The organism is Serinicoccus marinus DSM 15273, from assembly GCF_008386315.1.
GTDB classification, from domain to species: domain Bacteria; phylum Actinomycetota; class Actinomycetes; order Actinomycetales; family Dermatophilaceae; genus Ornithinicoccus; species Ornithinicoccus marinus.
The window spans coordinates 1,998,704-2,019,204 of sequence record NZ_CP043808.1 but is presented as its reverse complement, the minus strand read 5'-3'; the positions used below and the strand labels follow the sequence as shown (position 1 = coordinate 2,019,204).

Genomic DNA, 20,501 nt, shown 5'->3' with positions numbered 1-20,501 from the left:
ACGGGGCGTCAGCGCACCGGCACCCCACGGATCGAGGCGTCCAGGAGCGAGGCCGTGTGGACGAAGGGCAGGGGCCGCCCGGCCCGCTCCAGCGCCTGGGTGATCTGCATGAGGCACCCCGGGTTGGCGGTGACCAAGAGCTCGGCGCCGGTGCGCAGGATGGAGGCCGCCTTGCGGTCGCCGAGCTCGGTCGCCGGCTCGGGGTTGAGGATGTTGTAGACCCCCGCCGACCCGCAGCAGATCTCGCCGTCCGGGATCTCCACCAGCTCCACCCCGGGTATGCCCCGGATCAGCTCGCGCGGCGCGCTCACCACGCCCTGGGCGTGCCGCAGGTGGCAGGCGTCGTGATAGGCGACCGTCAGCTCGGGCCCACCCAGCCCGCCGGTGCGGAGCGGGTGGCGCTGCGCGACCGGTCCCAGCTCGTGCAGGAACTCGGCGAGGTCGCGCACCCGGTCGCTGAACGCGTGGGCACGCTCGGCATACGCCGGGTCGTCGGCGAGCAGGTGGACGTAGTCCTTCATCGTCGACCCGCATCCCGCGGAGTTGACCACCACGGTCTCGACGCCGGCCTCCTCGAAGGTGTCGATGAGCCGGCGGGCGAAGCCGATGCCCTCCTCCTCGCGGCCGGTATGCACCGAGAGGGCGCCGCAGCAGCCCTGGCGCGCGGGCGCGACCACCTCGCAGCCCTCGGCCGCGAGCACGCGGGCGGTCGCGGCGTTGACGTCGCCGAAGAACTCCCGCTGGACGCACCCGGTGAGCATCCCGACCACGGCCCGGCGGGTCCCGACGGCAGGGGTGCGTTCCGGCACCGTGACGCGCGGGCCCAGCGGCGGGGCGAGCGACTGCATGACGTCGAGCTCGGGGCTGACGCGCCCGACCAGGCCGCTGCGTCGCACCAGGCCGAGCGCACCGGAGCGCTGGGCGGCGCGCAGCGGGCCGCGCAGCGCCCGCAGGCGGGTGGGGTAGGGGAACAGCGAGAAGATCAGCCGCCGCAGCGCGCGGTCCCGTCGCGGGCGGGTGACGCGGCGCTCCACCTGGGCGCGGGTCGACTCCAGGATGCGGTCGTACTGCACGCCCGACGGGCAGCTGGTCACGCAGGCCATGCAGCCGAGGCAGGCATCCAGGTGGCCGACCGTCGCGGCGGTGAGGGGCGCGCCCTGCGCCGCGGCCCTGATCTGGTCGATGCGACCGCGCGGGCTGTCCATCTCCTCGCCCCAGAGCTGGTAGGTGGGGCAGGTGGTGAGGCAGAAGCCGCAGTGCACGCAGTCGTCGAGCAGGTCCGGGTCGGGCGGCCGCAGCGCGTCGAAGGCGGGCTGCGCCAGCACGGCGGACTCGATCCCCCGGACCCGGGGCATACCGAGGTGGGTGTGGCCTCCGGTGCTCATCACAGTCCTCCCACGAAACGGCCCGGCGCCAGCAGGCGCACGGGGTCGAACTCGGCCTTGACCCGGCGCATGAGATCCAGACCCGGCACGGGACCCCACGTGGCCTCGGCGTCGAGCCCTGCCTTGACCGCCGGCGGTGCGTCCAGGACCACGGTGGAGCCACCCAGCCGCAGGGTGAGCGCACGGACCTCCTCGACGGCGCGACGGACCGCGTCCGGGGCGGTGCCCTCGGGGAGCCGGGCGTGCAGCACCCCCACCCCGGCCGATCCGGTCACCGCGAACCCCCGGTCCGTGGCCTCCCGCACCAGCTCGGGTATGCCGCTGAGCCGGCTCGTGGCGCGCACCAGGGTCGGACGGGCCGACTGGTCGGCGTCGGTCTCGTCGGTGGCGGTCCCGTGCGTTCCGGTCTCGTCGGCGAGGAGCTGGGCCGTCTTCTCCGGGGGGCCCTCCGGGCCGACCACCGCCACCGACGGGCCGGCGAGGTCGGGCGACCCCAGCTCGGCCGCCAGCGTCTGCGCCCGCTCCCGGGTGCCCTCGACCGAGCCGCCGAGCCCGATGCTCAGCAGCGGGTCGGCCCCGGGCCGTGCCGAGACCTCCAGCGTGCGGGGCGCGAGCTGGGAGGCGACGAGGAGGGCCAGGGCCGGGCCGAGGCGGTCATGGGGGACCCGGGCGAGCACCGTGGCCTCTTCCTGGGGGAGGGGGTGCAGCCGCACGGTGACCTCGGTGACGACGGCGAGCGTGCCGTAGGAACCGGTCAGCAGCTTGGCCAGGTCGTAGCCCGCGACGTTCTTGACGACCTTGCCGCCGCTGCGGGCGATCGTGCCGTCGGCGAGCACCAGCCGCACCCCGATGACGAGGTCGCGCAACGGCCCGGCCCACAGGCGCCGCGGCCCCGACAGCCCGGTGGCCACCGCGCCCCCCAGGGTCGAGCCCGCGCCGTCGGCACCGCGCCCCGCGGCGAGGTCGTCGACGACGAGCTGGTGCCCGCCCTCGGCGAGCAGGTCGCCGAGCCGGGCCAGCGGCATACCGGCCCCCGCCGTCGCGACCAGGTCGCCGCGGGAGTGCTCGACCAGCTCGTCCATAGCGCCGGTCTCGAGGATCACGTCCACCCGCTTCGGCGCCCGCCCCCAGGTGAGCTTGCTGCCGTGGCCCCGGACGACGACCGCAAGACCCTCGGCGTGGCAGGCCGCGAGCAAGGCCGAGGTCTGCTCCGCGCAGGACGGTCGCGCCACGGCCTGCGCCGGCACCCCGTCGACCGTGTCGGCCTCGCCCGCCGGGCGCACCGCACAGGCCCCCGAGAGGCGCTCCACCACCGACATCAGAAGACCTCGGCGCCGTCCACCACCGGCTCGTCGGCGGCGTGGACGACCCGCGGGCGCTCGCCGCACATGCGGGGGGTGGGGTAGATCTTGCCGGGGTTGGCCAGGTGCTGCGGGTCGAAGGCGCAGCGCACGAGCTGCATCGTCTCCAGGTCCTGGTCGCCGAACATGCGGGGCATGTAGCGCGCCTTGTCGGCTCCCACGCCGTGCTCCCCGGTGATCGACCCGCCGTGCTCGATGCAGAGGTCCAGGATCATCCCGGAGACCTCCTCGGCCCGCTCGGTCGCGCCGCTCTGCGCCGCGTCGAAGAGCACCAGCGGGTGCAGGTTGCCGTCGCCGGCGTGGAAGACGTTGGCGACCCGCACGCCGCGCTCGCGGGAGATCCGCCCCATCTCGCGCAGCACCTCCGGCAGCGAGGTCCGCGGCACCACCCCGTCCTGGACGATGTAGTCGGGAGAGATCCGCCCCACCGCCGCGAAGGCCGACTTGCGGCCCTTCCAGATCTCGGCGCGCTCCGCGGCGTCGGTCGCGGCGCGGAACTCGAAGCAACCCTGCCCGTCGCAGAGCCGCCGCACCTGCTCCAGCTCGTGCGCCACCTCCACCTCCGGGCCGTCCAGCTCGACCACCAGCACCGCGCCGGCGCCCTCCGGGTAGCCGCACGACACCGCCTCCTCGGCGGCCTCGATCGCGAGGGCGTCCATGATCTCGATCGCCGCCGGGACGATGCCCGCGGCGATGATCGCGCTGGTCGCCGCGCCGGCCTCGTCGGTGCTGGCGAAACCGGCCAGGCAGGTCCGCACGTCGTGCGGCAGCCGGGTCAGCCGCAGCGTGGCGCGGGTGGCGATCCCGAGGGTGCCCTCGCTCCCGACGAAGGCGCCGAGCAGGTCGTAGCCTGGGGCGTCCGGTGCCTCGGTGCCGAGGGTGACGTGGTCACCCTCGGGCGTGACCACGTCCAGGGAGAGCACGTGCCCGGCGGTGAAGCCGTACTTCAGGCAGTGCGCGCCGCCGGAGTTCTCCGCCACGTTGCCCCCGATCGAACAGATCTGCTGGCTGCTCGGGTCCGGGGCGAAGTAGTACCCGTGCGGGTTCGCCGCGTGGCTGACCTGGAGGTTGATGACCCCGGGGTCGGCCACGGCGCGCTGGTCCTGCGGCCGGACGTCGTGCAGCGTGCGGAGCCGGCTGGTGACGACGAGCACCCCGTCGGCGTGCGGCAGGGCGCCGCCGGACAGCCCCGTCCCCGAGCCACGGGCGACGAAGGGCACGCCGTGGCGCGCGCACGCCCTGACCGTGGTCGCGACCTGCTCCGCGTCCTCGACGAGGACGACCAGCCCGGGCCGGACGCGGTATGCCGCGAGCCCGTCGCAGGCATACGTGTCCCGCTGCGAGGGGTCGGTGACCAGCGTGTGCGCCGGCAGCGATCCGCGCAGGTCCGTGAGGAGATCGTCCATGGTCCGCTCGTGCTGCGTCATCGTCACTCTCCTCGACGGCCCCGTCCGGGCTCGTCCTGTCACCCTAGCCGCCAGCGCGGACGGACTCAGGGCATGGTCTCGTAGGCCGGCACGGTGAGGAAGTCGGCGAACTCCTCGGCGACGGCCACCTGCAGGAAGAGCTCGGTCGCCGCGCGGTGCTCGTCCGCGCCACCGGGCAGCTCCTCCAGGACCTGGTCGGTGAGCTTTCGGACGAGCTCGGGGGTGACCTTCTCCCCGGTGTCGTCCAGGGTGATGCCCTGGTGCAGCCACTGCCACACCTGGCTGCGGCTGATCTCCGCCGTGGCGGCGTCCTCCATGAGGTTGTGGATGGCCACGGCGCCGCGGCCGGTGAGCCAGACCGAGAGGTAGGCGATGGCCACCTCGATGTTGGCCTTCAGCCCCTGCTCGGTGACCTCGCCGGGGGTGGAGGCGACGTCCAGCAGGTCGGCGGCGCGGACCTGGACGTCCTCACGGGTGCGGTCGAGCTGGTTCGGCCGGTCGCCGAGCACGGCGTCGAAGACCTCCCGGCAGGTGGGCACCATCGCCGGGTGGGCGACCCACGACCCGTCGAAGCCGTCACGCGCCTCTCGCTCCTTGTCGGTCCGGACCTTCTCGTAGGCCGCGGCGTTGACCTCCTCGTCCTTGGCCGGGACGAAGGCCGACATGCCACCGATGGCGTGCGCGCCGCGTCGGTGGCAGGTCCGCACCAGCAGCTCGGTGTAGGCCCGCATGAACGGGGCGGTCATGGTGACGGCGGCCCGGTCGGGCAGGACGAAGTCGGCTCCCCGGGTGCGATAGGTCTTGATGACGCTGAAGAGGTAGTCCCAGCGCCCCGCGTTGAGCCCGGCCGAGTGCTCGCGCAGCTCGTAGAGGATCTCCTCCATCTGGAAGGCCGCGGGGTAGGTCTCGATGAGGCAGGTGGCGCGGATCGTGCCCTGCGGTATGCCGAGCGCGTCCTGGGCGAGGACGAAGGCGTCGTTCCAGAGGCGGGCCTCGAGGTGGTGCTCCATCTTGGGCAGGTAGAAGTAGGGACCCTTGCCGGCGTCCAGCTGCAGCTGGGCGCTGGCGCACAGGTAGAGTGCGACGTCCACCAGGCCTCCCGCGACCCGCTGCCCGTCGACCGTGATGTGCTTCTCGTCCAGGTGCCACCCGCGCGGGCGCATGACGATGGTGGGGAGCTGCTGCTGGTCGGTGGTGGTGAGGGCATACTCCTTGCCCTCGGGGGAGGTGAAGGAGATCGTGCCGCTGATCGCGTCACGGAGGTTGATCTGACCCTCGACGACGTTCTCCCACAGCGGGGTGTTGGCGTCCTCCTGGTCGGCCAGCCACACCCGGGCCCCGGAGTTCATCGCGTTGATCGTCATCTTGCGGTCGGTGGGGCCGGTCATCTCGACGCGGCGGTCGACCAGGCCCGGCGCCGGGTCGGCGACCCGCCAGGTGTCGTCGGCGCGGACCTGCGCGGTCTCGGGCAGGAAGTCGAGGTCCTCGCCGTCGGCGACCCTGCGCACCACGTCGGCGCGGGCGGCCAGGCACTCCTGCCGTCGCGTCTCCAGCGAGCGGTGCAGCTGCGCGACGAGCTCGAGGGCCGGGCCGGGAGGATCTCGTCGTAGCCCGGACGCAGCTCGCCGGTGACCAGCACCCCCTCGGGCAGATCCAGGGTGATGGGGGCGTCGGTGCTGGCCATGAGACTCCTCGGCATTCCGTCTAGGGGAAACAGATATCCACTGGTCGGAAGACACAGTATCGTCTCGACGTGGAGATATCTACGCCCTGACCGGTGGTGCCGCGCCCTGTGGCAGGCCCGCGCGTGCTCACCTAGTCTCGGTGCCGTGACCGGACACGAGATCGTCATCACCGCTGACGACCGACCGGCGCGAGAGGAGCTGCTGGGCCTCTACGACGCCGTCGGCTGGTCCGCCTACACGACCGACCCCGACGCCCTGGAGGCGGCCGTGGCCGGGTCCACCCGGGTCGTCACCGCCCGCTACGGCGGGGAGCTCCTGGGCCTGGCCCGGGTGATCTCCGACGGGGCCAGCATCGCCTACCTGCAGGACGTGCTCGTGCGCCCCGAGCTACAGCGCGAGGGCGTGGGCCGGGCGCTCGTGGTCGCGGCGCTGGAGCCCTTCGAGGGGTGCCGACAGAAGGTGCTCCTGACTGAGGACGAGCCGCGGCAGCGCGCGTTCTACGAGGCGCTGGGCTGGACCGAGATCCGTGACCACGCGGAGGGGCGGCTGCGGGCCTTCGTGCAGCTCAGCCAGCCCGGTGTGAGCTAGGTCACACATCCGGAGGAGTGCCCGGGGCCGAACCCTGGGCATGACGACGACACCCACCCGCCGGACGGCCCGCGCGGCCGGAGCCGGCTCCGGCCTGCTCGCCGGGGCCTCCGGCGTGCTCGCCGGCACGGGGCTGGCGGCGGTCCTGGGCGTCACCGGACCGGTCGTGGCCGTCGGCAACCGGGTGGTGGACCTGACGCCCCGCCCGGTCAAGGAATGGGCCATCGAGACCTTCGGCAGCGCGGACAAGCTCGTGCTGCTCTCCGGGGTGCTCGTCGTCCTCGCGGTCGCGCTCGCCGTCCTCGGCATGGTCGGGGTGCGCCGCCGCGCGGCGGCGCTCACCGGGCTGGCCGTCCTCATCGCGCTCGCCGCCGCCGCGATGCTCCTCGACCCGGCGCAGGGGGCCGGGTCGCTGGAGATCCTCGCGTGCGTCGCCGTGATGCTGGCGGTCGGCCTGGGGGGACTGGCGTGGATGCTCTCCTCGCTCGATGCCCCGGCACGCGAGGACGGTCCACGCCGGCGCAGCGTGCTGGCCGCGGCCTCGGGAGTGGCCGCCGTCGGCGCCGTCGGTGCCGCAGCCCGGACGGTCGGCGGCGGCTCCACCGCTCCGCAGTCGCTCGACCTGCCCCAGCCGGTCACGCCGGCGGACCCGGTGCCCTCCGGGGTGAGCTTCGACGTGGACGGCCTCACGCCGCACATCACGCCCACCGAGAAGTTCTACCGTGTCGACACGGCGCTGCAGGTGCCCCAGGTGGAGGCACGGGACCACGTCCTGCGCATCACCGGGATGGTCGACCGCCCGCTCGAGCTCACCGTCGCTGACCTGCTGGAGCGCGACCTCGTCGAGCGCCGCATCACCATGACCTGCGTGAGCAACCCGGTCGGTGGTGACCTGCTGGGCACGGCGACCTGGATCGGCATACCCACGCGTGAGCTGCTCGCCGAGGCTGGCGTGCAGGACGGCGCCGACGCGGTCCGCTCGGTGAGCACCGACGGCTTCACCGCCGGCACCCCGCTCGGCGTGCTGACCGACGACCGCGGCGCCCTCGTCGCGCTCGGGATGAACGGCGGTCCGCTGCCGGCCGAGCACGGCTACCCGGTGCGGATGGTCACGCCCGGTCTCTACGGCTACGTCTCCGCCACCAAGTGGCTGACCGAGCTGGAGGTGACCCGGTTCGAGGACTTCACCGCCTACTGGACCGACCGCGGGTATGCCGCGAAGGCCCCGATCAAGCTCTCCTCCCGGATCGACGTGCCCGGCCCCTTCGCCCAGCTGGACGCGGGGGACGTGACCGTCGCGGGCGTCGCCTGGGCGCAGACCGTCGGCGTCGAGCGGGTCGAGGTCCGCGTCGACGAGGGGGAGTGGCACGACGCCGAGCTGGGCGTCGAGGACTCCGACCAGACCTGGCGCGCCTGGCGCTGGGTGTGGCCGGCCGAGCCGGGGAACCGCCGGCTCGAGGTCCGCGTGACCGATCACGCGGGAAAGGTACAGACCTCCCGGCGGGAGCCCATCGCTCCTGACGGGTCGACCGGGTGGCACAGCACGACGGTCACCGTCAGCTGACCACCGACCCATCAGAAAGGAATGCACGATGCGTATCTCCAAGGGAATTCTTGCCGTCTCCATGGCCTCGATGCTCGCCCTGTCCGCCTGTGGCGGGGGCGAGGACATGTCCGACGAGGCCGGCAGCGCCGCCGAGAGTGCCAGCGAGGACATGGGCTCGGAGGAGGAGAGCTCTGAGGACATGGAGTCCGAGGAGGACATGGCCGACGACGAGATGGCCACCGAGGACGACATGGCCATGGACCCGGCCGCGGGCCTGGTCGGTCCCGGCTGCGAGGACTACGCCGCGCAGGTGCCGGACGGCGCCGGCTCGGTCGAGGGCATGGCCCAGGACCCGGTCGCCGTGGCCGCCTCCAACAACCCGCTGCTGACCCAGCTGACCGCTGCCGTCTCCGGCGAGGTCAACCCGGACGTCAACCTGGTCGACACCCTCAACGGTGACGAGTTCACGGTGTTCGCGCCCGTCGACGAGGCCTTCGAGGCCATCGACGACGAGACGATGAGCACCCTCGCCGAGGACGACGACCTGCTGGAGTCGATCCTCACCTACCACGTCGTCCCGGGCCAGATGACCCCGGACGAGATCGTCGGCGAGCAGACCACCGCGCAGGGCGAGACCCTGGAGGTGACCGGCTCCGGTGACGAGCTCATGGTCAACGACGCCTCCGTCATCTGCGGTGGCGTCCAGACCGCCAACGCCACCGTCTACCTCATCGACGGTGTGCTGATGCCGCAGGGCTGACCACCCCCAGGCCGGCACCGCCGCGGGCCCGAGACCTCCTGCGGCGGTGCCCTCACCCGGCGCGCAGCCGGGTCGTCCCCGTTCTTCCGTGGGGGCGGCCCGGCTGCGCGTCGTTCCCGTGCGTGACCGGACCCGACCGGGTCTCGTGGGAGACTGGAGGCCACGCCCTGTCCGTGCGACCGCATACCTGTGAGGTGCCCGCCCTGTCTCCGCTCGCCCGCCCCGAGACCGTCCCGCAGCCGGCGGCCACCCCGCCGGAGGTGATCCGCAACTTCTGCATCATTGCGCACATCGACCACGGCAAGTCGACCCTGGCCGACCGGATGCTGCAGGTCACCGGTGTGGTGGACCAACGGCAGATGCGGGCGCAGTACCTCGACCGCATGGACATCGAGCGCGAGCGTGGCATCACCATCAAGAGCCAGGCCGTGCGGATGCCGTGGACCGCGACGCAGGAGCCTGGTCCACGGAGCAGCGGGAGCGAGCGACCGCAGGGAGCTCCGAGCCGTGAGCGGACGTATGTCCTGAACATGATCGACACCCCGGGTCACGTCGACTTCACCTACGAGGTGAGCCGCAGCCTCGCGGCCTGCGAGGGGGCGGTGCTGCTCGTCGACGCGGCGCAGGGGATCGAGGCACAGACGCTGGCGAACCTCTACCTCGCGATGGAGAACGACCTCGCGATCATCCCGGTGCTCAACAAGATCGACCTGCCCTCGGCCCAGCCGGAGAAGTATGCCGAGGAGATCGCGGGCCTCATCGGCTGCGACCCGCAGGACGTGCTCAAGGTGTCCGGCAAGACCGGCGAGGGCGTCCCGGAGCTGCTGGACCGCATCGTCGCCGAGATCCCGCCGCCGGTGGGTGAGGCGGACGCCCCGGCGCGTGCCATGATCTTCGACTCGGTCTACGACACCTACCGCGGCGTCGTCACCTACGTGCGGGTCGTGGACGGCAGCCTGTCCCCGCGCGAGCGGATCGCGATGATGTCGACCAAGGCGACCCACGAGCTGCTGGAGATCGGGGCGATCAGCCCCGAGCCGGCGCCGACGAAGGGCCTGGGCGTGGGTGAGGTGGGCTACCTCATCACCGGGGTCAAGGACGTGCGCCAGTCCAAGGTCGGCGACACGGTGACGGGGGAGCGGCGGCAGGCCGACCAGCCGCTCGGCGGCTACAAGGACCCCAAGCCGATGGTCTTCTCGGGGCTCTACCCGATCGACGGCTCGGACTACCCGATCCTGCGCGACGCGCTGGACAAGCTGAAGCTCAACGACGCGGCGCTGGTCTACGAGCCGGAGACCTCCGGGGCCCTGGGCTTCGGCTTCCGCGTCGGCTTCCTCGGGATGCTGCACCTCGAGATCGTCCGGGAGCGGTTGGAGCGGGAGTTCAACCTCGACCTCATCTCGACCCTGCCCAACGTCTCCTACGACGTGCGGCTCGACGACGGCACCGAGCTCGAGGTGACCAACCCCAGCGAGTTCCCGGCCGGCAAGATCGCCTCCATCACCGAGCCGGTGGTCCGCGGGACCGTGCTCGCCCCGAGCGAGTTCATCGGGGCGATCATGGAGCTGTGCCAGGCGCGCCGCGGCACCTTGCTCGGGATGGACTACCTCTCGCCGGAGCGGGTCGAGCTGCGCTACACCCTGCCGCTGGCGGAGATCGTCTTCGACTTCTTCGACGCGCTGAAGTCCAGGACCCGGGGGTATGCCTCGCTCGACTACGAGCCCTCCGGCGACCAGGAGGCGGACCTGGTCAAGGTGGACATCCTGCTGCAGGGCGACACCGTCGACGCCTTCAGCGCCATCGTGCACCGGGACAAGGCCTACGCCTACGGCGTGCAGATGGCCGGCAAGCTCAAGGAGCTCATCCCTCGGCAGCAGTTCGAGGTGCCGGTGCAGGCGGCGATCGGCTCGCGCGTCATCGCCCGCGAGACCATCCGCGCCATCCGCAAGGACGTCCTGGCCAAGTGCTACGGCGGTGACATCAGCCGCAAGCGCAAGCTGTTGGAGAAGCAGAAGGAGGGCAAGAAGCGGATGAAGATGGTCGGCTCCGTCGAGGTGCCGCAGGAGGCCTTCATCGCCGCGCTCTCCCAGGACGGCAGCGGCGCCGAGCCCGCGAAGAGCAAGAAGTGACCCGACCGGACACCCCGTCCGTCCGCCCCGAGGCCCCGACGGGTCACCAGGCGCACGGCCACCCGGCCGTGGGGCCGCGCCCGTTGGCACGCACCCGGTCCTTCACCCGGCGCGGTGGCCGGATGCTCAAGGACTCCCACCAGGCCGCCTGGGACCGGTATGCCGACGCCCTCGTCCTCGACGTCCCCCGCCCGCACGGCGCGGACGGCTCGACCGGGGTGGACCCGGCACACCGGATGGACCCGGAGGAAGTCTTCGGGCGGACGGCGCCGCTGGTGATCGAGATCGGGTCCGGTTCGGGCGACGCCCTGGTGCACGCCGCGACCGAGCAGCCGGGCTGGGACTTCCTGGCCCTGGAGGTATGGCGGCCCGGGATCGGCCACGCGATGGCCAAGATGGGCAAGGGGGAGCCGCTCACCAACGTCCGCTTCGTCGAGGCCGACGCCGCGCTGGCGCTGCAGACGATCCTGCCGCCGGGCTGCGCCCACGAGGTGTGGACCTTCTTCCCCGACCCGTGGCCCAAGACGCGCCACCACAAGCGCCGGCTCGTCTCCGCGGAGTTCGCCTCGACCGTGGCCGACCTCGTGCGCCCCGGCAGCCTGTGGCGGCTCGCGACCGACTGGGCCGACTACGCCGACGCGATGCGCACGGTGCTGGACCGGCATACCGCCTGGGAGCTGGAGTCCACCGAGCGCGCCCCGCTGCGCCCCCTGACCCGCTTCGAGCGCCGCGGCATCGAGGCCGGCCGGCACATCACCGACCTGGCGTACCGGCGCGGCTGAGGCGCCCGTCGGTCGGTCGGCGCATCGCCCACCCCGGGTCGCCGCGACGGGGGGGCCAGGGGTGTGTTCCCGGGCGCACGTCACCGATCGGGCGTGGGTGGAGGCCAGGCCGACATCGGGTGCCGCGAGGCGTTCGAGGACGCCGACCGGCAGATCACGACCTTCGGCAGCAAGGACGGCTTCGTCACCCCCTCCTGCGCCCGGCCGGCCCGGTCTGCACCTCCGGAGAGCGCCACCGGGCGGACGGCACTCACCCTATGACGGTCCCACCGTCAGCTCAGCTGATGATCAGTCGCCGGCGCTGTCCCGGGCCCGCTTGACCAACCGAGGGTCGGGCCGGAGGACGACGTCGTGGTCCTTGCCCTCGTATTCGAACTGGGACAGGAAGTGGCGCATGGCGTTGATGCGGGCGCGTTTCTTGTCGTTGCTCTTGATCGTTACCCACGGCGCCCAGTCGGTGTCCGTGCGCCGGAACATCTCCTCCTTGGCCTCGGTGTAGGCCTCCCACCGGTCCAGGCTCTCCAGGTCCATGGGCGACAGCTTCCACTGCCGCACCGGGTCCAGCTGCCGGATCGCGAAGCGGGTGCGCTGCTCGGTCTGGGTGACCGAGAACCAGAACTTCGTGATCGACACCCCGGCCTCGACGAGCATCTGCTCGAAGAGCGGAGCCTGGATCATGAACCGGTCGTACTCCGCGCTCGAGCAGAAGCCCATGACCCGCTCGACCCCGGCGCGGTTGTACCAGGACCGGTCGAAGAGCACCATCTCACCGGCGGTCGGCAGGTGCTGGATGTAGCGCTGGAAGTACCACTGCCCGGCTTCGACCTCGGTCGGCTTGTTGAGCGCGACCACCCGGGCGCCGCGCGGGTTGAGGTGCTCGGTGAAGCGCTTGATCGAGCCGCCCTTCCCGGCGGCGTCGCGTCCCTCGAAGATCAGGACGTGCCGGCTGCCGTGGTCCTTGGCCCAGTACTGGAACTTCAGCAGCTCCACCTGCAGCAGCCACTTCTCGACCTCGTAGTAGTCCCGGGTCATCCGCTCGCTGTAGGGGTAGTCCTCGCGCCAGGTGTCGACCGCACTGCCGTCGGGCGTGATGAGGTCCGGGTCCGACCCCTGGTCGTCCCGGACGGTGTACCCCTGCACCCGCAGGGTGTCGATGTACTCGCGGAGGCGCTGCTGCACCCTCTGACCCTAGCGCGCGCCGGTGACGCGCAGGTGGACGACCCGGGATCGGCGTCGACACAGCTCACGGGTGGGAGAATCGCCGGTATGCCCTCCACCTTCCCCCCGGGCGAGGCCGCGCCCGAGGACGGCTCGCTGCCGCCGTCCGCGCTGCAGGGTATGCCCGGCCGCGCCTTCTCGGTCTACCTGCATGTGCCGTTCTGCCGGGTCCGCTGCGGCTACTGCGACTTCAACACCTACACGCTTCCCGAGCTCGATGACGGTGCGGCGCCGGAGGGCTACCTGGCGGCGGCGCACGGCGAGCTCGACGTGGCCGCCCGGGTGCTGGCTCCCGGCGGTCCCGGGCCGGTGCGGACGGTCTTCGTCGGGGGCGGCACGCCGACCATGCTGTCGCCGGCCGCGCTCGGCTCGCTGGTCACGGGGGTCCGGGACCGGTGGGGGTTGGCGCCCGAGGCCGAGGTGACCACCGAGGCCAACCCGGACACGATCACCCCGCAGGTCGCCGAGCAGCTCGCGGCGCACGGCTACACCCGGGTCAGCCTGGGGATGCAGTCGGCCGTCCCGCACGTGCTGCAGACCCTCGACCGAACCCACGACCCGGCCGGTGTGGCGCGGGCGGTCACCGCCGTCCGCGGGGCCGGGCTCCAGGTCAGCCTCGACCTCATCTACGGCACCCCGGGCGAGTCGCTCGGGGACTGGCGCACGAGCCTGGAGGAGGCGGTGGCCCTCGAGCCGGACCACGTCTCGGCCTACGCCCTGGTCGTGGAGCCGGGCACCCGGCTGCACGGACAGGTGCGTCGCGGCGAGGTCCCGGCGCCGGAGGACGACGACGAGGCGGACAAGTACGAGCTGGCCGACGAGCTGCTCGCGGCCGCGGATTACGGGTGGTACGAGATCTCCAACTGGGCGCGCTCGCCCGAGCACCGGTGCCGGCACAACGTGGCCTACTGGAACGGCGCGGACTGGTGGGGGGTCGGGCCCGGTGCGCACAGCCACGTCGGCGGGGTCCGCTGGTGGAACGTCAAGCATCCGCGCGCCTACGCCGGCCGGATCGGGCAGGGCCTCGCCCCGGTGCACGAGCGTGAGGTCCTCGACGACGAGCAGCGGTATGCCGAGCGCGTCCTGCTGGGGGTCCGGCTGGCCGACGGGCTGCCGCTGGGCGCCCTCGAGCAGTCGGGTCGTGCCGCGGTGGCCGGGCTGGTCGCCGACGGGCTGGTGGACGGTCGGTCGGCGGTGCGGGGGAGGGTCGTGCTGACCCTGCGCGGGCGGCTGCTGGCCGACACCGTGGTCCACCGCCTCCTCCCGACGCCGCAGCGCAGCCCGTCGTCGTCCTCCCTGGGCAGCGCCGGTGAGTGAGTGCCCCGGCCCGCTGCGCGGGACGGACATGGGTCGGGTGCTGCAGACCTTTCGCTGCTGGCCCGGACCGATCTCGTCGGCAGTGATGACCCTGATCACGGTCGGGGTGGTGGCCTGGCAGTGGTGGGCCGTCCCGGACGACCCGCTCTGGTTCCGGTTCTTCGTGCTGTTCCTCATGCTGCTGCTCTGCTCAGCCCTGGCGCTGCCGGGGATCCTCGAACGGCATCGGGTGTGCGAGCACGGTCTGGTGCTGGGCTACGGCCCCACGCGCAGCGCGAGGTATGTCGTCCCCTGGGCGAGCGTCGACCCGGGGCGCGTGCGCCTGCTGCGCCGAGGGCAGCTGATCTCGCGGCACCGGGGGATGCCGCAGGTCAGCCCGCACTACCGGATCGGCACCGGCCCCTTGGCCTACCGCTCGCTGGCTGTGAACGGCCTGGATACGGCGAGCAACCCGTCGCGGGACGGCCGACGTGGTTCCGGATACGCGTGGTGGCTCCTGGGCAGTCCCCAGCCGGAGAAGGTGGCGAGGGCCATCGAGGACGCGATGGTGGCGGACGGGCATACCCGGGCCCGGGGCCTGGCCGCCCGCGCCGTCGAGCAGGAGATCGTCGTGCCCTGGACCCCGGGGCCGCCCCCGCTCCGGCCGCGCACGAGATAGGGCTCTCCCGTCCGACGCAGTTCACCGACACGCCACCGTCGGTCCCCGGACCGGACACCTCCGAGCACGAGAATGAGGGCAGACCCTGCCGGGTATGAGCCTGCAGGGCCTGAACACCCTGGACGAGGTGTGGCCCGGTTCGCGAAGTATGAGTTCGCGAACCGGGCCACGGCCAGCCGTGATGCTGCTGGCGGTGCGCAAGGGGCCAGAGGCTCTGCTCCCGCATCACCGGGAGGTCCGCCCCGAGGGGCGGTCGAATCCTCGGCCGTCTCGCGACCCGCACTCCCCGAGGGGAGTGCGTGCAGACATGTCTACGCCTCGACGCCTGCCCGCACAAGAGGTCGCGGCCGAGAATTTCTCGCCCCTCGGCGTGTCGCGGCGGACACGCCGAGCAGCGGTGAGGGGTGTGGCTGGTGGGGTCTCAGCTCAGCAGGCGCAGCTGGAACGGGTAGTCGTAGACCCGCCCGTCCGCGGCGCGCAACGCGCCCTTGATGTGGCACCAGAGCTGGATGACCAAGAGGGCGATCCAGCCGGGGATCGCCCAGACGAACCCGATGAAGAGCGTCAGGAAGACGCTGATCCACAGCCCGACGCTGATGATCGCCAGCGTGAGGTTGAAGTTGAAGGCGCCGGCAGAGGCGGTCCGCACCGCAGCCGACTTGTCCTTGTAGAACAGCCAGATGAGCAACGGCCCGAGGAAGGGCACCCAGCCGACGCTGAGCAGCATCGACAGCGGGGCCGACAGGTGGGCGAGCAGCATCATGGTGCGCTCGTCGCCCTCGAGGGCGGGGCCTCGTGCTTCCCTGCCGTACCCGTCCGATCCGCCGTAGCTCTGCGGGCCCGGTGGCGGCCCCGGCGGTGTCCCCGGTTGCGGCTGGCTCTGCCTCCCGTCGCCCTGCCGGGGGTCCTGCCAGGGCTGGCTGCTCGGGGGAGGTGGTGTCTGGGTCATGCTGCTCACTCCTCGTGAGGTGGTGGAACCGTGACGAAGTCGATCAACTCTTCGACGCTGGCGAGCAGCGTCGGTTCCAGGTCGCTGTAGGAACGCACGGTGCCCAGGATCTTCTTCCACCCCTGGGCGACGTCCGCCTGCGACGCATGCGGCCAGCCGAGCTCGGCGAGGATGCCGTGCTTCCACGAGCGACCACGCTCGATGACCGGCCAGGCCTCCAGCCCGAGCCGGGCCGGCTTCACCGACTGCCAGACGTCGACGTAGGGGTGACCGAGGATCCGCACCCAGGGGCTGACCCGCTGCGCCTCCTGGACGATGCGGGTCTCCTTGGTGCCGGGCACGAGGTGGTCGACGAGTATGCCGAGCCGCTGGTCCCGGGTCGGACCGAAGCCACGGATCTCCGCCGCCAGGTCGTCGACGCCGTTCAGCATCTCGACGACCACGCCCTCCACCCGCAGGTCGTCACCCCAGACCTTCTCCACCAGCTCGGCGTCGTGCCGTCCCTCGACCCAGAGACGCGAACCGGTGGCGACCCGGGCGGGCTGGTCGGAGACGCGCACCGATCCGCTCGCGGTGCGGCGCGCGGTCTCACGACGGGCGGCCAGGTGGTCGTTCGCCCGCTGGTCGACGGGCGCGACAAGCACCACGGGGCTGCCGTCGAGGAGGAAGCCTGGTCCGAGCGGGAAGCCCTTGCGCCGCCCACGCCGGTCCTCCAGGTGGACCACCTGCATACCCCCGACCTTCTCGACCCCCACGACGGCGCCGCACCATCCGGTGTCGACGTCCTCGACGACGAGGCCCGGATCGGCGCTCACCTCCTGGGCGCGGCCACGCCGGGGGGCACGCCAGTCGGTCGACAGGACATCGGTGCCATAGCGGTCGTTCACAACGGACGACCGTAACGCGTGTGACTGATGAGGTCGGTGAGGCGCGCCCTCGACGCGGTCGGTCGCGGCGTCGGACGAGTCAGACCTGCCGAGGTCGGGTCATGTCCAGCGGCACGACCCAGGCGTCGAACTCCTCGGCGGTGAGGTGGCCGCTCTCCAGGGCCGCCTCGCGCAGCGTCTGCCCGGACTTGTGGGCCGACTTGGCGATCGCGGCCGCCTTGTCGTAGCCGATGTGCGGGTTGAGCGCCGTGACCTGCATGAGGTTGCTGGCCAGGTTGGCCTCGATCCGCTCGGTGTGCGGCTCGATGCCCTGGGCGCAGCCGGCGTCGAAGGCGAGGCAGGCGTCCGCGATGAGCCGGATGCTCTCGAGCACCGCGTGCACCATGACCGGCTTGAAGACGTTGAGCTGGAAGTTGCCCTGGCTGCCGGCGAAGCCGACGGTCGCGTCGTTGCCGAAGACTCGCGTCGCGACCATCGTCATGGCCTCGGACTGGGTGGGGTTCACCTTGCCCGGCATGATCGAGCTGCCCGGCTCGTTCTCCGGGATGAGCAGCTCGCCGATGCCGTTGCGCGGCCCGGAGGCCAGCCACCGCACGTCGTTGGCCATCTTCATGAGGGCCCCCGCGAGGGTCCGCAGCGAGGACGAGGTCTGCACCAGCGCGTCGTGCGCGGAGAGCGCGGCGAACTTGTTGTCCGCGCTGCGCAGCTCCATCCCCGCCTCCTCGCCCATCTTGCGCGCGGCGAGCGCGCCGAAGCCGGGGTGGGCGTTGAGCCCGGTGCCGACCGCCGTGCCGCCGATCGCCAGTTCGCGCAGCCCCTCCCCGGCGTGCCGGACCTCGCCCAGGGCGTAGTCCAGCTGGGCGACCCAGCCGCCGATCTCCTGGCCGAGCGTGATGGGAGTGGCGTCCTGCAGGTGGGTGCGGCCGACCTTGACGACGTCGGCATACTGCTCCGCCTTGGCCGCCAGCGTGTCGCGCAGCGTCGTGACCCCCGGCTCGAGCCGGTCCCGCAGCTCCAGCAGCACCGCGATGTGCATGGCGGTGGGGAAGGTGTCGTTGCTGCTCTGCCCGCGGTTGACGTGGTCGTTGGGGTGCACCGGGGTCTTGCTGCCCATCTCGCCGCCGGCCAGCTCGATGGCGCGGTTGGAGATGACCTCGTTGCTGTTCATGTTGCTCTGCGTGCCGGACCCTGTCTGGAAGACCACGAGCGGGAAGTGGTCGTCCAGGTCGCCGGCGATGACCTCGTCGGCCGCCCGGACGACGAGATCGGCGACGTCCTGCGGGAGCTCCCCGAGCTCGGCGTTGGCCTGGGCGGCGCCCTTCTTGAGGATCCCCAGCGCCCGGATGATCGGCCGCCCCCAGACGAAGGTGTCCTGGCCGATGGGGAAGTTGCGGATGCTGCGCTGCGTCTGCGCCCCCCAGTAGCGGTCGGCGGCGACCTCGACCTCGCCCATGCTGTCCGTCTCGATGCGCACTCCGCTGTCCATGGCGGACATGGTATGCCTCCCCTCGCCGCTCCCGTAGACTGGCACTCCTGTCCGACGAGTGCCAATGAGTGCCCAGGGAGGAGGCAGACCGGTGAGCGACGACCGACGGCTGGACGTGCTGCGCGCGATCGTGCAGGACTACGTGCGGACCTCGGAGCCGGTCGGCTCCAAGTCCCTGCTGGAGCGGCACCAGCTGGGCGTCTCGGCCGCCACGGTGCGCAACGACATGGCCGTGCTGGAGGAGGAGGGACTCATCACCGCGCCGCACACCAGCGCGGGGCGGGTGCCCACCGATGCCGGATACCGCCTCTTCGTCGACCGGCTGCAGCAGATCAAGCCGATGACCCGGGCCGAGCGGACCGCGATCGCCCGCTTCCTCGACGGCGCCGTCGACCTCGACGACGTCGTCTCCCGCACCACGCGCCTGCTCTCCAGCCTCACCCAGCAGGTCGCGGTGATGCAGTACCCCAGCCTGTCCCGCTCCACCGTCCGGCACGTCGAGCTGGTCCCGGTGGGCGGCACCCGCCTCATGATCGTCCTCATCGTCAACACCGGGCGGGTGGAGCAGCGGGTGGTCGACGTCGCGCGTGACCTCACCCTCGAGCCCGAGGTGGTCGCGCAGCTGCGGGCCGTCGTCAACGAGCTCACGGTGGGCGAGCGGCTCAGCACGGTCGCCGCCGGCACGGCCACGACCGGCACCCGGGTGGCCCCCGCCGACCGCGCGCTCGCCGAGGTCGTCCTCGACGCGCTGGCCGACGCCGCCGACGAGCAGACCGAGGAGCGCATCGCCATGGCGGGCACCGGCAACCTGGCACGCGTCGGCAGCGACTTCCCCACGTCTCTCTCGCAGGTCCTCGAGGCGCTGGAGGAGCACGTCGTCCTGCTCAAGCTCATGGGGAGCATGGCGAGCCTCGACGACGCCAGCACCGTCGCCGTCTCCATCGGCGCCGAGAACCCCTACGAGCCGTTGCGCACGACCTCCGTCGTCGCGACCACCTACGGCACCGCCGGCGGGCTCGGGGTGGTCGGACCGACGCGGATGGACTACCCGCAGGCGATGACCACCGTCCGCGCCGTCGCCCATTACGTCGCCGACATCCTGGATGGGTGAGCCACCTCACGGCATACCCCGACCTCGCCCATCGTTGAACCCGACCAGACCGCACACGCCACGACCGCAAGGACGTCCTACGCCGTGAACGACTACTACGCCGATCTCGGGGTGGCCCGCGAGGCCAGCGCCGAGGAGATCAAGAAGGCCTACCGCAAGAAGGCCCGCCAGCTGCACCCCGACGTCAACCCCGGCCCCGAGGCGGAGGCGGAGTTCAAGCGGGTGAGCCAGGCCTACGACGTGCTGGGCGACCAGGCCAAGCGCGCGTCCTACGACCGGGGGCAGGACCCCTACGGCGGCGCGACCGGTGGCTTCGGGCAGGGCTTCACCTTCAGCGACATCATGGATGCCTTCTTCGGGGGCACCGCGGCCGGCGCCCGCGGGCCGCGCTCGCGCACCCAGCGCGGGCACGACGCGCTCATCCGGTTGGACGTGGACCTGCAGACCGCCGTCTTCGGTGGCGAGCAGACCCTGCAGATCGACACCGCGGTGGTGTGCAGCACGTGCAGCGGCGCCGGCGCCCAGCCCGGCACCGGCACCCGCAGCTGCGACGTCTGCAGCGGACGTGGTGAGGTCCAGCAGGTGCAGCGCTCCTTCCTCGGCCAGGTGATGACCTCGCGGCCGTGCCAGGCCTGCCGCGGCTTCGGCGACGTCATCGAGCACCCCTGCTTCGACTGCTCCGGCGAGGGCCGGGTCCGCACCCGGCGCGACCTCACCCTCAAGGTGCCCGGCGGCGTCGACTCCGGGACCCGGATCGCGCTCGCCGGCGAGGGCGAGGTGGGTCCCTTCGGCGGTGAGCCCGGCGACCTCTACGTCGAGATCGCGGTCGAGCCGCACGACGTCTTCACCCGGCGCGGCGACGACCTGCACTGCACCCTCGAGGTGCCGATGACGGCCGCCGCGCTGGGGGCGACCCTGCCGGTGGAGACCCTGGACGGGCCGGTCGAGGTGGACCTGCGCCCAGGCACGCAGCCGGGGCACACCCTCTCCCTGGACGGCAAGGGCGTCACCCACCTGCGCGGACAGGGACGGGGCGAGCTGGTCGTCCACCTGGACGTCAAGGTGCCCACCAAGCTGGACGACCGGCAGCGCGAGCTGCTCGCGCAGCTCGCCGAGAGCCGCGGTGAGTCCAGCCCGACCGGCCGCATGGGCAGCTCCGGCGGTGGCGCCGGTCGCAAGCACAGCCTGTGGGACGCCCTGCGGGGCCGGTGA

The 20,501-nt window shown here is 72.3% G+C and carries 17 protein-coding genes and 1 pseudogene; 10 read left to right on the top strand and 8 right to left on the bottom strand.

The annotated features are described in order from the left end of the window. Nucleotides 1-8 precede the first annotated feature (8 nt). From FU792_RS09495 to aceB, 4 genes and pseudogenes are all read right to left on the bottom strand, one after another. Nucleotides 9-1,385, bottom strand: coding sequence for a (Fe-S)-binding protein (locus tag FU792_RS09495; protein ID WP_022925647.1), 1,377 nt, complete (start codon nt 1,383-1,385; stop codon nt 9-11). Then, nucleotides 1,385-2,698: an FAD-binding oxidoreductase gene (locus FU792_RS09490; RefSeq protein WP_202804758.1), complete on the bottom strand. Its 1,314-nt coding sequence runs from the start codon at nt 2,696-2,698 to the stop codon at nt 1,385-1,387. The genes FU792_RS09495 and FU792_RS09490 overlap by 1 nt, the downstream gene beginning before the upstream one ends. 5 nt (nt 2,699-2,703) lie before the next feature. Continuing rightward, nucleotides 2,704-4,173: an FAD-linked oxidase C-terminal domain-containing protein gene (locus tag FU792_RS09485; RefSeq protein ID WP_022925645.1), complete on the bottom strand. Its 1,470-nt coding sequence runs from the start codon at nt 4,171-4,173 to the stop codon at nt 2,704-2,706. A 65-nt stretch (nt 4,174-4,238) separates the two neighbouring features. Continuing rightward, nucleotides 4,239-5,857: pseudogene (gene aceB, locus FU792_RS09480) on the bottom strand (malate synthase A). 145 nt (nt 5,858-6,002) lie between these two features. Between aceB and FU792_RS09475 the strand changes: the two are divergent. From FU792_RS09475 to FU792_RS16775, 6 genes are all read left to right on the top strand, one after another. After that, on the top strand, nt 6,003-6,446 hold the full coding sequence (locus FU792_RS09475) for a GNAT family N-acetyltransferase (protein ID WP_022925643.1): 444 nt from the start codon (nt 6,003-6,005) through the stop codon (nt 6,444-6,446). A 40-nt stretch (nt 6,447-6,486) separates the two neighbouring features. Beyond that, nucleotides 6,487-8,010, top strand: coding sequence for a molybdopterin-dependent oxidoreductase (locus FU792_RS09470; protein WP_022925642.1), 1,524 nt, complete (start codon nt 6,487-6,489; stop codon nt 8,008-8,010). A gap of 28 nt (nt 8,011-8,038) precedes the next feature. Further along, the gene (locus FU792_RS09465) at nt 8,039-8,752 is read left to right on the top strand and encodes a fasciclin domain-containing protein (RefSeq protein ID WP_022925641.1); all 714 of its coding nucleotides are present in this window, start codon (nt 8,039-8,041) and stop codon (nt 8,750-8,752) included. 203 nt (nt 8,753-8,955) lie between these two features. Next, nucleotides 8,956-10,881 carry a translation elongation factor 4 gene (gene lepA / locus FU792_RS09460; protein WP_033419004.1) on the top strand — a complete coding sequence of 642 codons (1,926 nt, stop codon included), beginning with the start codon at nt 8,956-8,958 and terminating at the stop codon, nt 10,879-10,881. Further along, entirely contained in the window at nt 10,878-11,663 is a 786-nt protein-coding gene (gene trmB / locus FU792_RS09455; RefSeq protein ID WP_022925639.1) for a tRNA (guanosine(46)-N7)-methyltransferase TrmB, read from the top strand. The genes lepA and trmB overlap by 4 nt, the downstream gene beginning before the upstream one ends. A 93-nt stretch (nt 11,664-11,756) precedes the next feature. Further along, nucleotides 11,757-11,924: a hypothetical protein gene (locus FU792_RS16775; RefSeq protein ID WP_022925638.1), complete on the top strand. Its 168-nt coding sequence runs from the start codon at nt 11,757-11,759 to the stop codon at nt 11,922-11,924. 27 nt (nt 11,925-11,951) lie between these two features. Here the strand turns inward: FU792_RS16775 and ppk2 are convergent, their stop codons facing one another. Then, nucleotides 11,952-12,842, bottom strand: coding sequence for a polyphosphate kinase 2 (gene ppk2 / locus FU792_RS09450; protein ID WP_022925637.1), 891 nt, complete (start codon nt 12,840-12,842; stop codon nt 11,952-11,954). Nucleotides 12,843-12,929: 87 nt separating this feature from the next. Here ppk2 and hemW point away from each other — a divergent pair, with 87 nt between their 5' ends. Then, entirely contained in the window at nt 12,930-14,198 is a 1,269-nt protein-coding gene (hemW, locus tag FU792_RS09445; RefSeq protein WP_022925636.1) for a radical SAM family heme chaperone HemW, read from the top strand. Nucleotides 14,199-14,283: 85 nt separating this feature from the next. After that, complete coding sequence (locus FU792_RS09440; protein ID WP_149814713.1) at nt 14,284-14,856, top strand: hypothetical protein; 573 nt, start codon at nt 14,284-14,286, stop codon at nt 14,854-14,856. A gap of 421 nt (nt 14,857-15,277) precedes the next feature. On the opposite strand, the gene FU792_RS17905 is transcribed toward FU792_RS09440, so the two are convergent. From FU792_RS17905 to fumC, 3 genes are all read right to left on the bottom strand, one after another. Beyond that, a complete protein-coding gene (locus FU792_RS17905) occupies nt 15,278-15,805 on the bottom strand; it encodes a DUF4870 domain-containing protein (protein WP_022925634.1) in 528 nt (175 codons plus the stop codon). Between the two features lie 5 nt (nt 15,806-15,810). Further along, the gene (locus FU792_RS09430; RefSeq protein WP_022925633.1) at nt 15,811-16,692 is read right to left on the bottom strand and encodes a DUF3097 domain-containing protein; all 882 of its coding nucleotides are present in this window, start codon (nt 16,690-16,692) and stop codon (nt 15,811-15,813) included. A 79-nt stretch (nt 16,693-16,771) separates the two neighbouring features. Further along, complete coding sequence (gene fumC / locus FU792_RS09425; RefSeq protein WP_052327871.1) at nt 16,772-18,178, bottom strand: class II fumarate hydratase; 1,407 nt, start codon at nt 18,176-18,178, stop codon at nt 16,772-16,774. A gap of 91 nt (nt 18,179-18,269) precedes the next feature. On the opposite strand from fumC, the gene hrcA reads away from it, so the two are divergent. Next, nucleotides 18,270-19,289, top strand: coding sequence for a heat-inducible transcriptional repressor HrcA (gene hrcA, locus FU792_RS09420; protein ID WP_022925631.1), 1,020 nt, complete (start codon nt 18,270-18,272; stop codon nt 19,287-19,289). Between the two features lie 84 nt (nt 19,290-19,373). Next, entirely contained in the window at nt 19,374-20,501 is a 1,128-nt protein-coding gene (gene dnaJ / locus FU792_RS09415) for a molecular chaperone DnaJ (RefSeq protein WP_022925630.1), read from the top strand.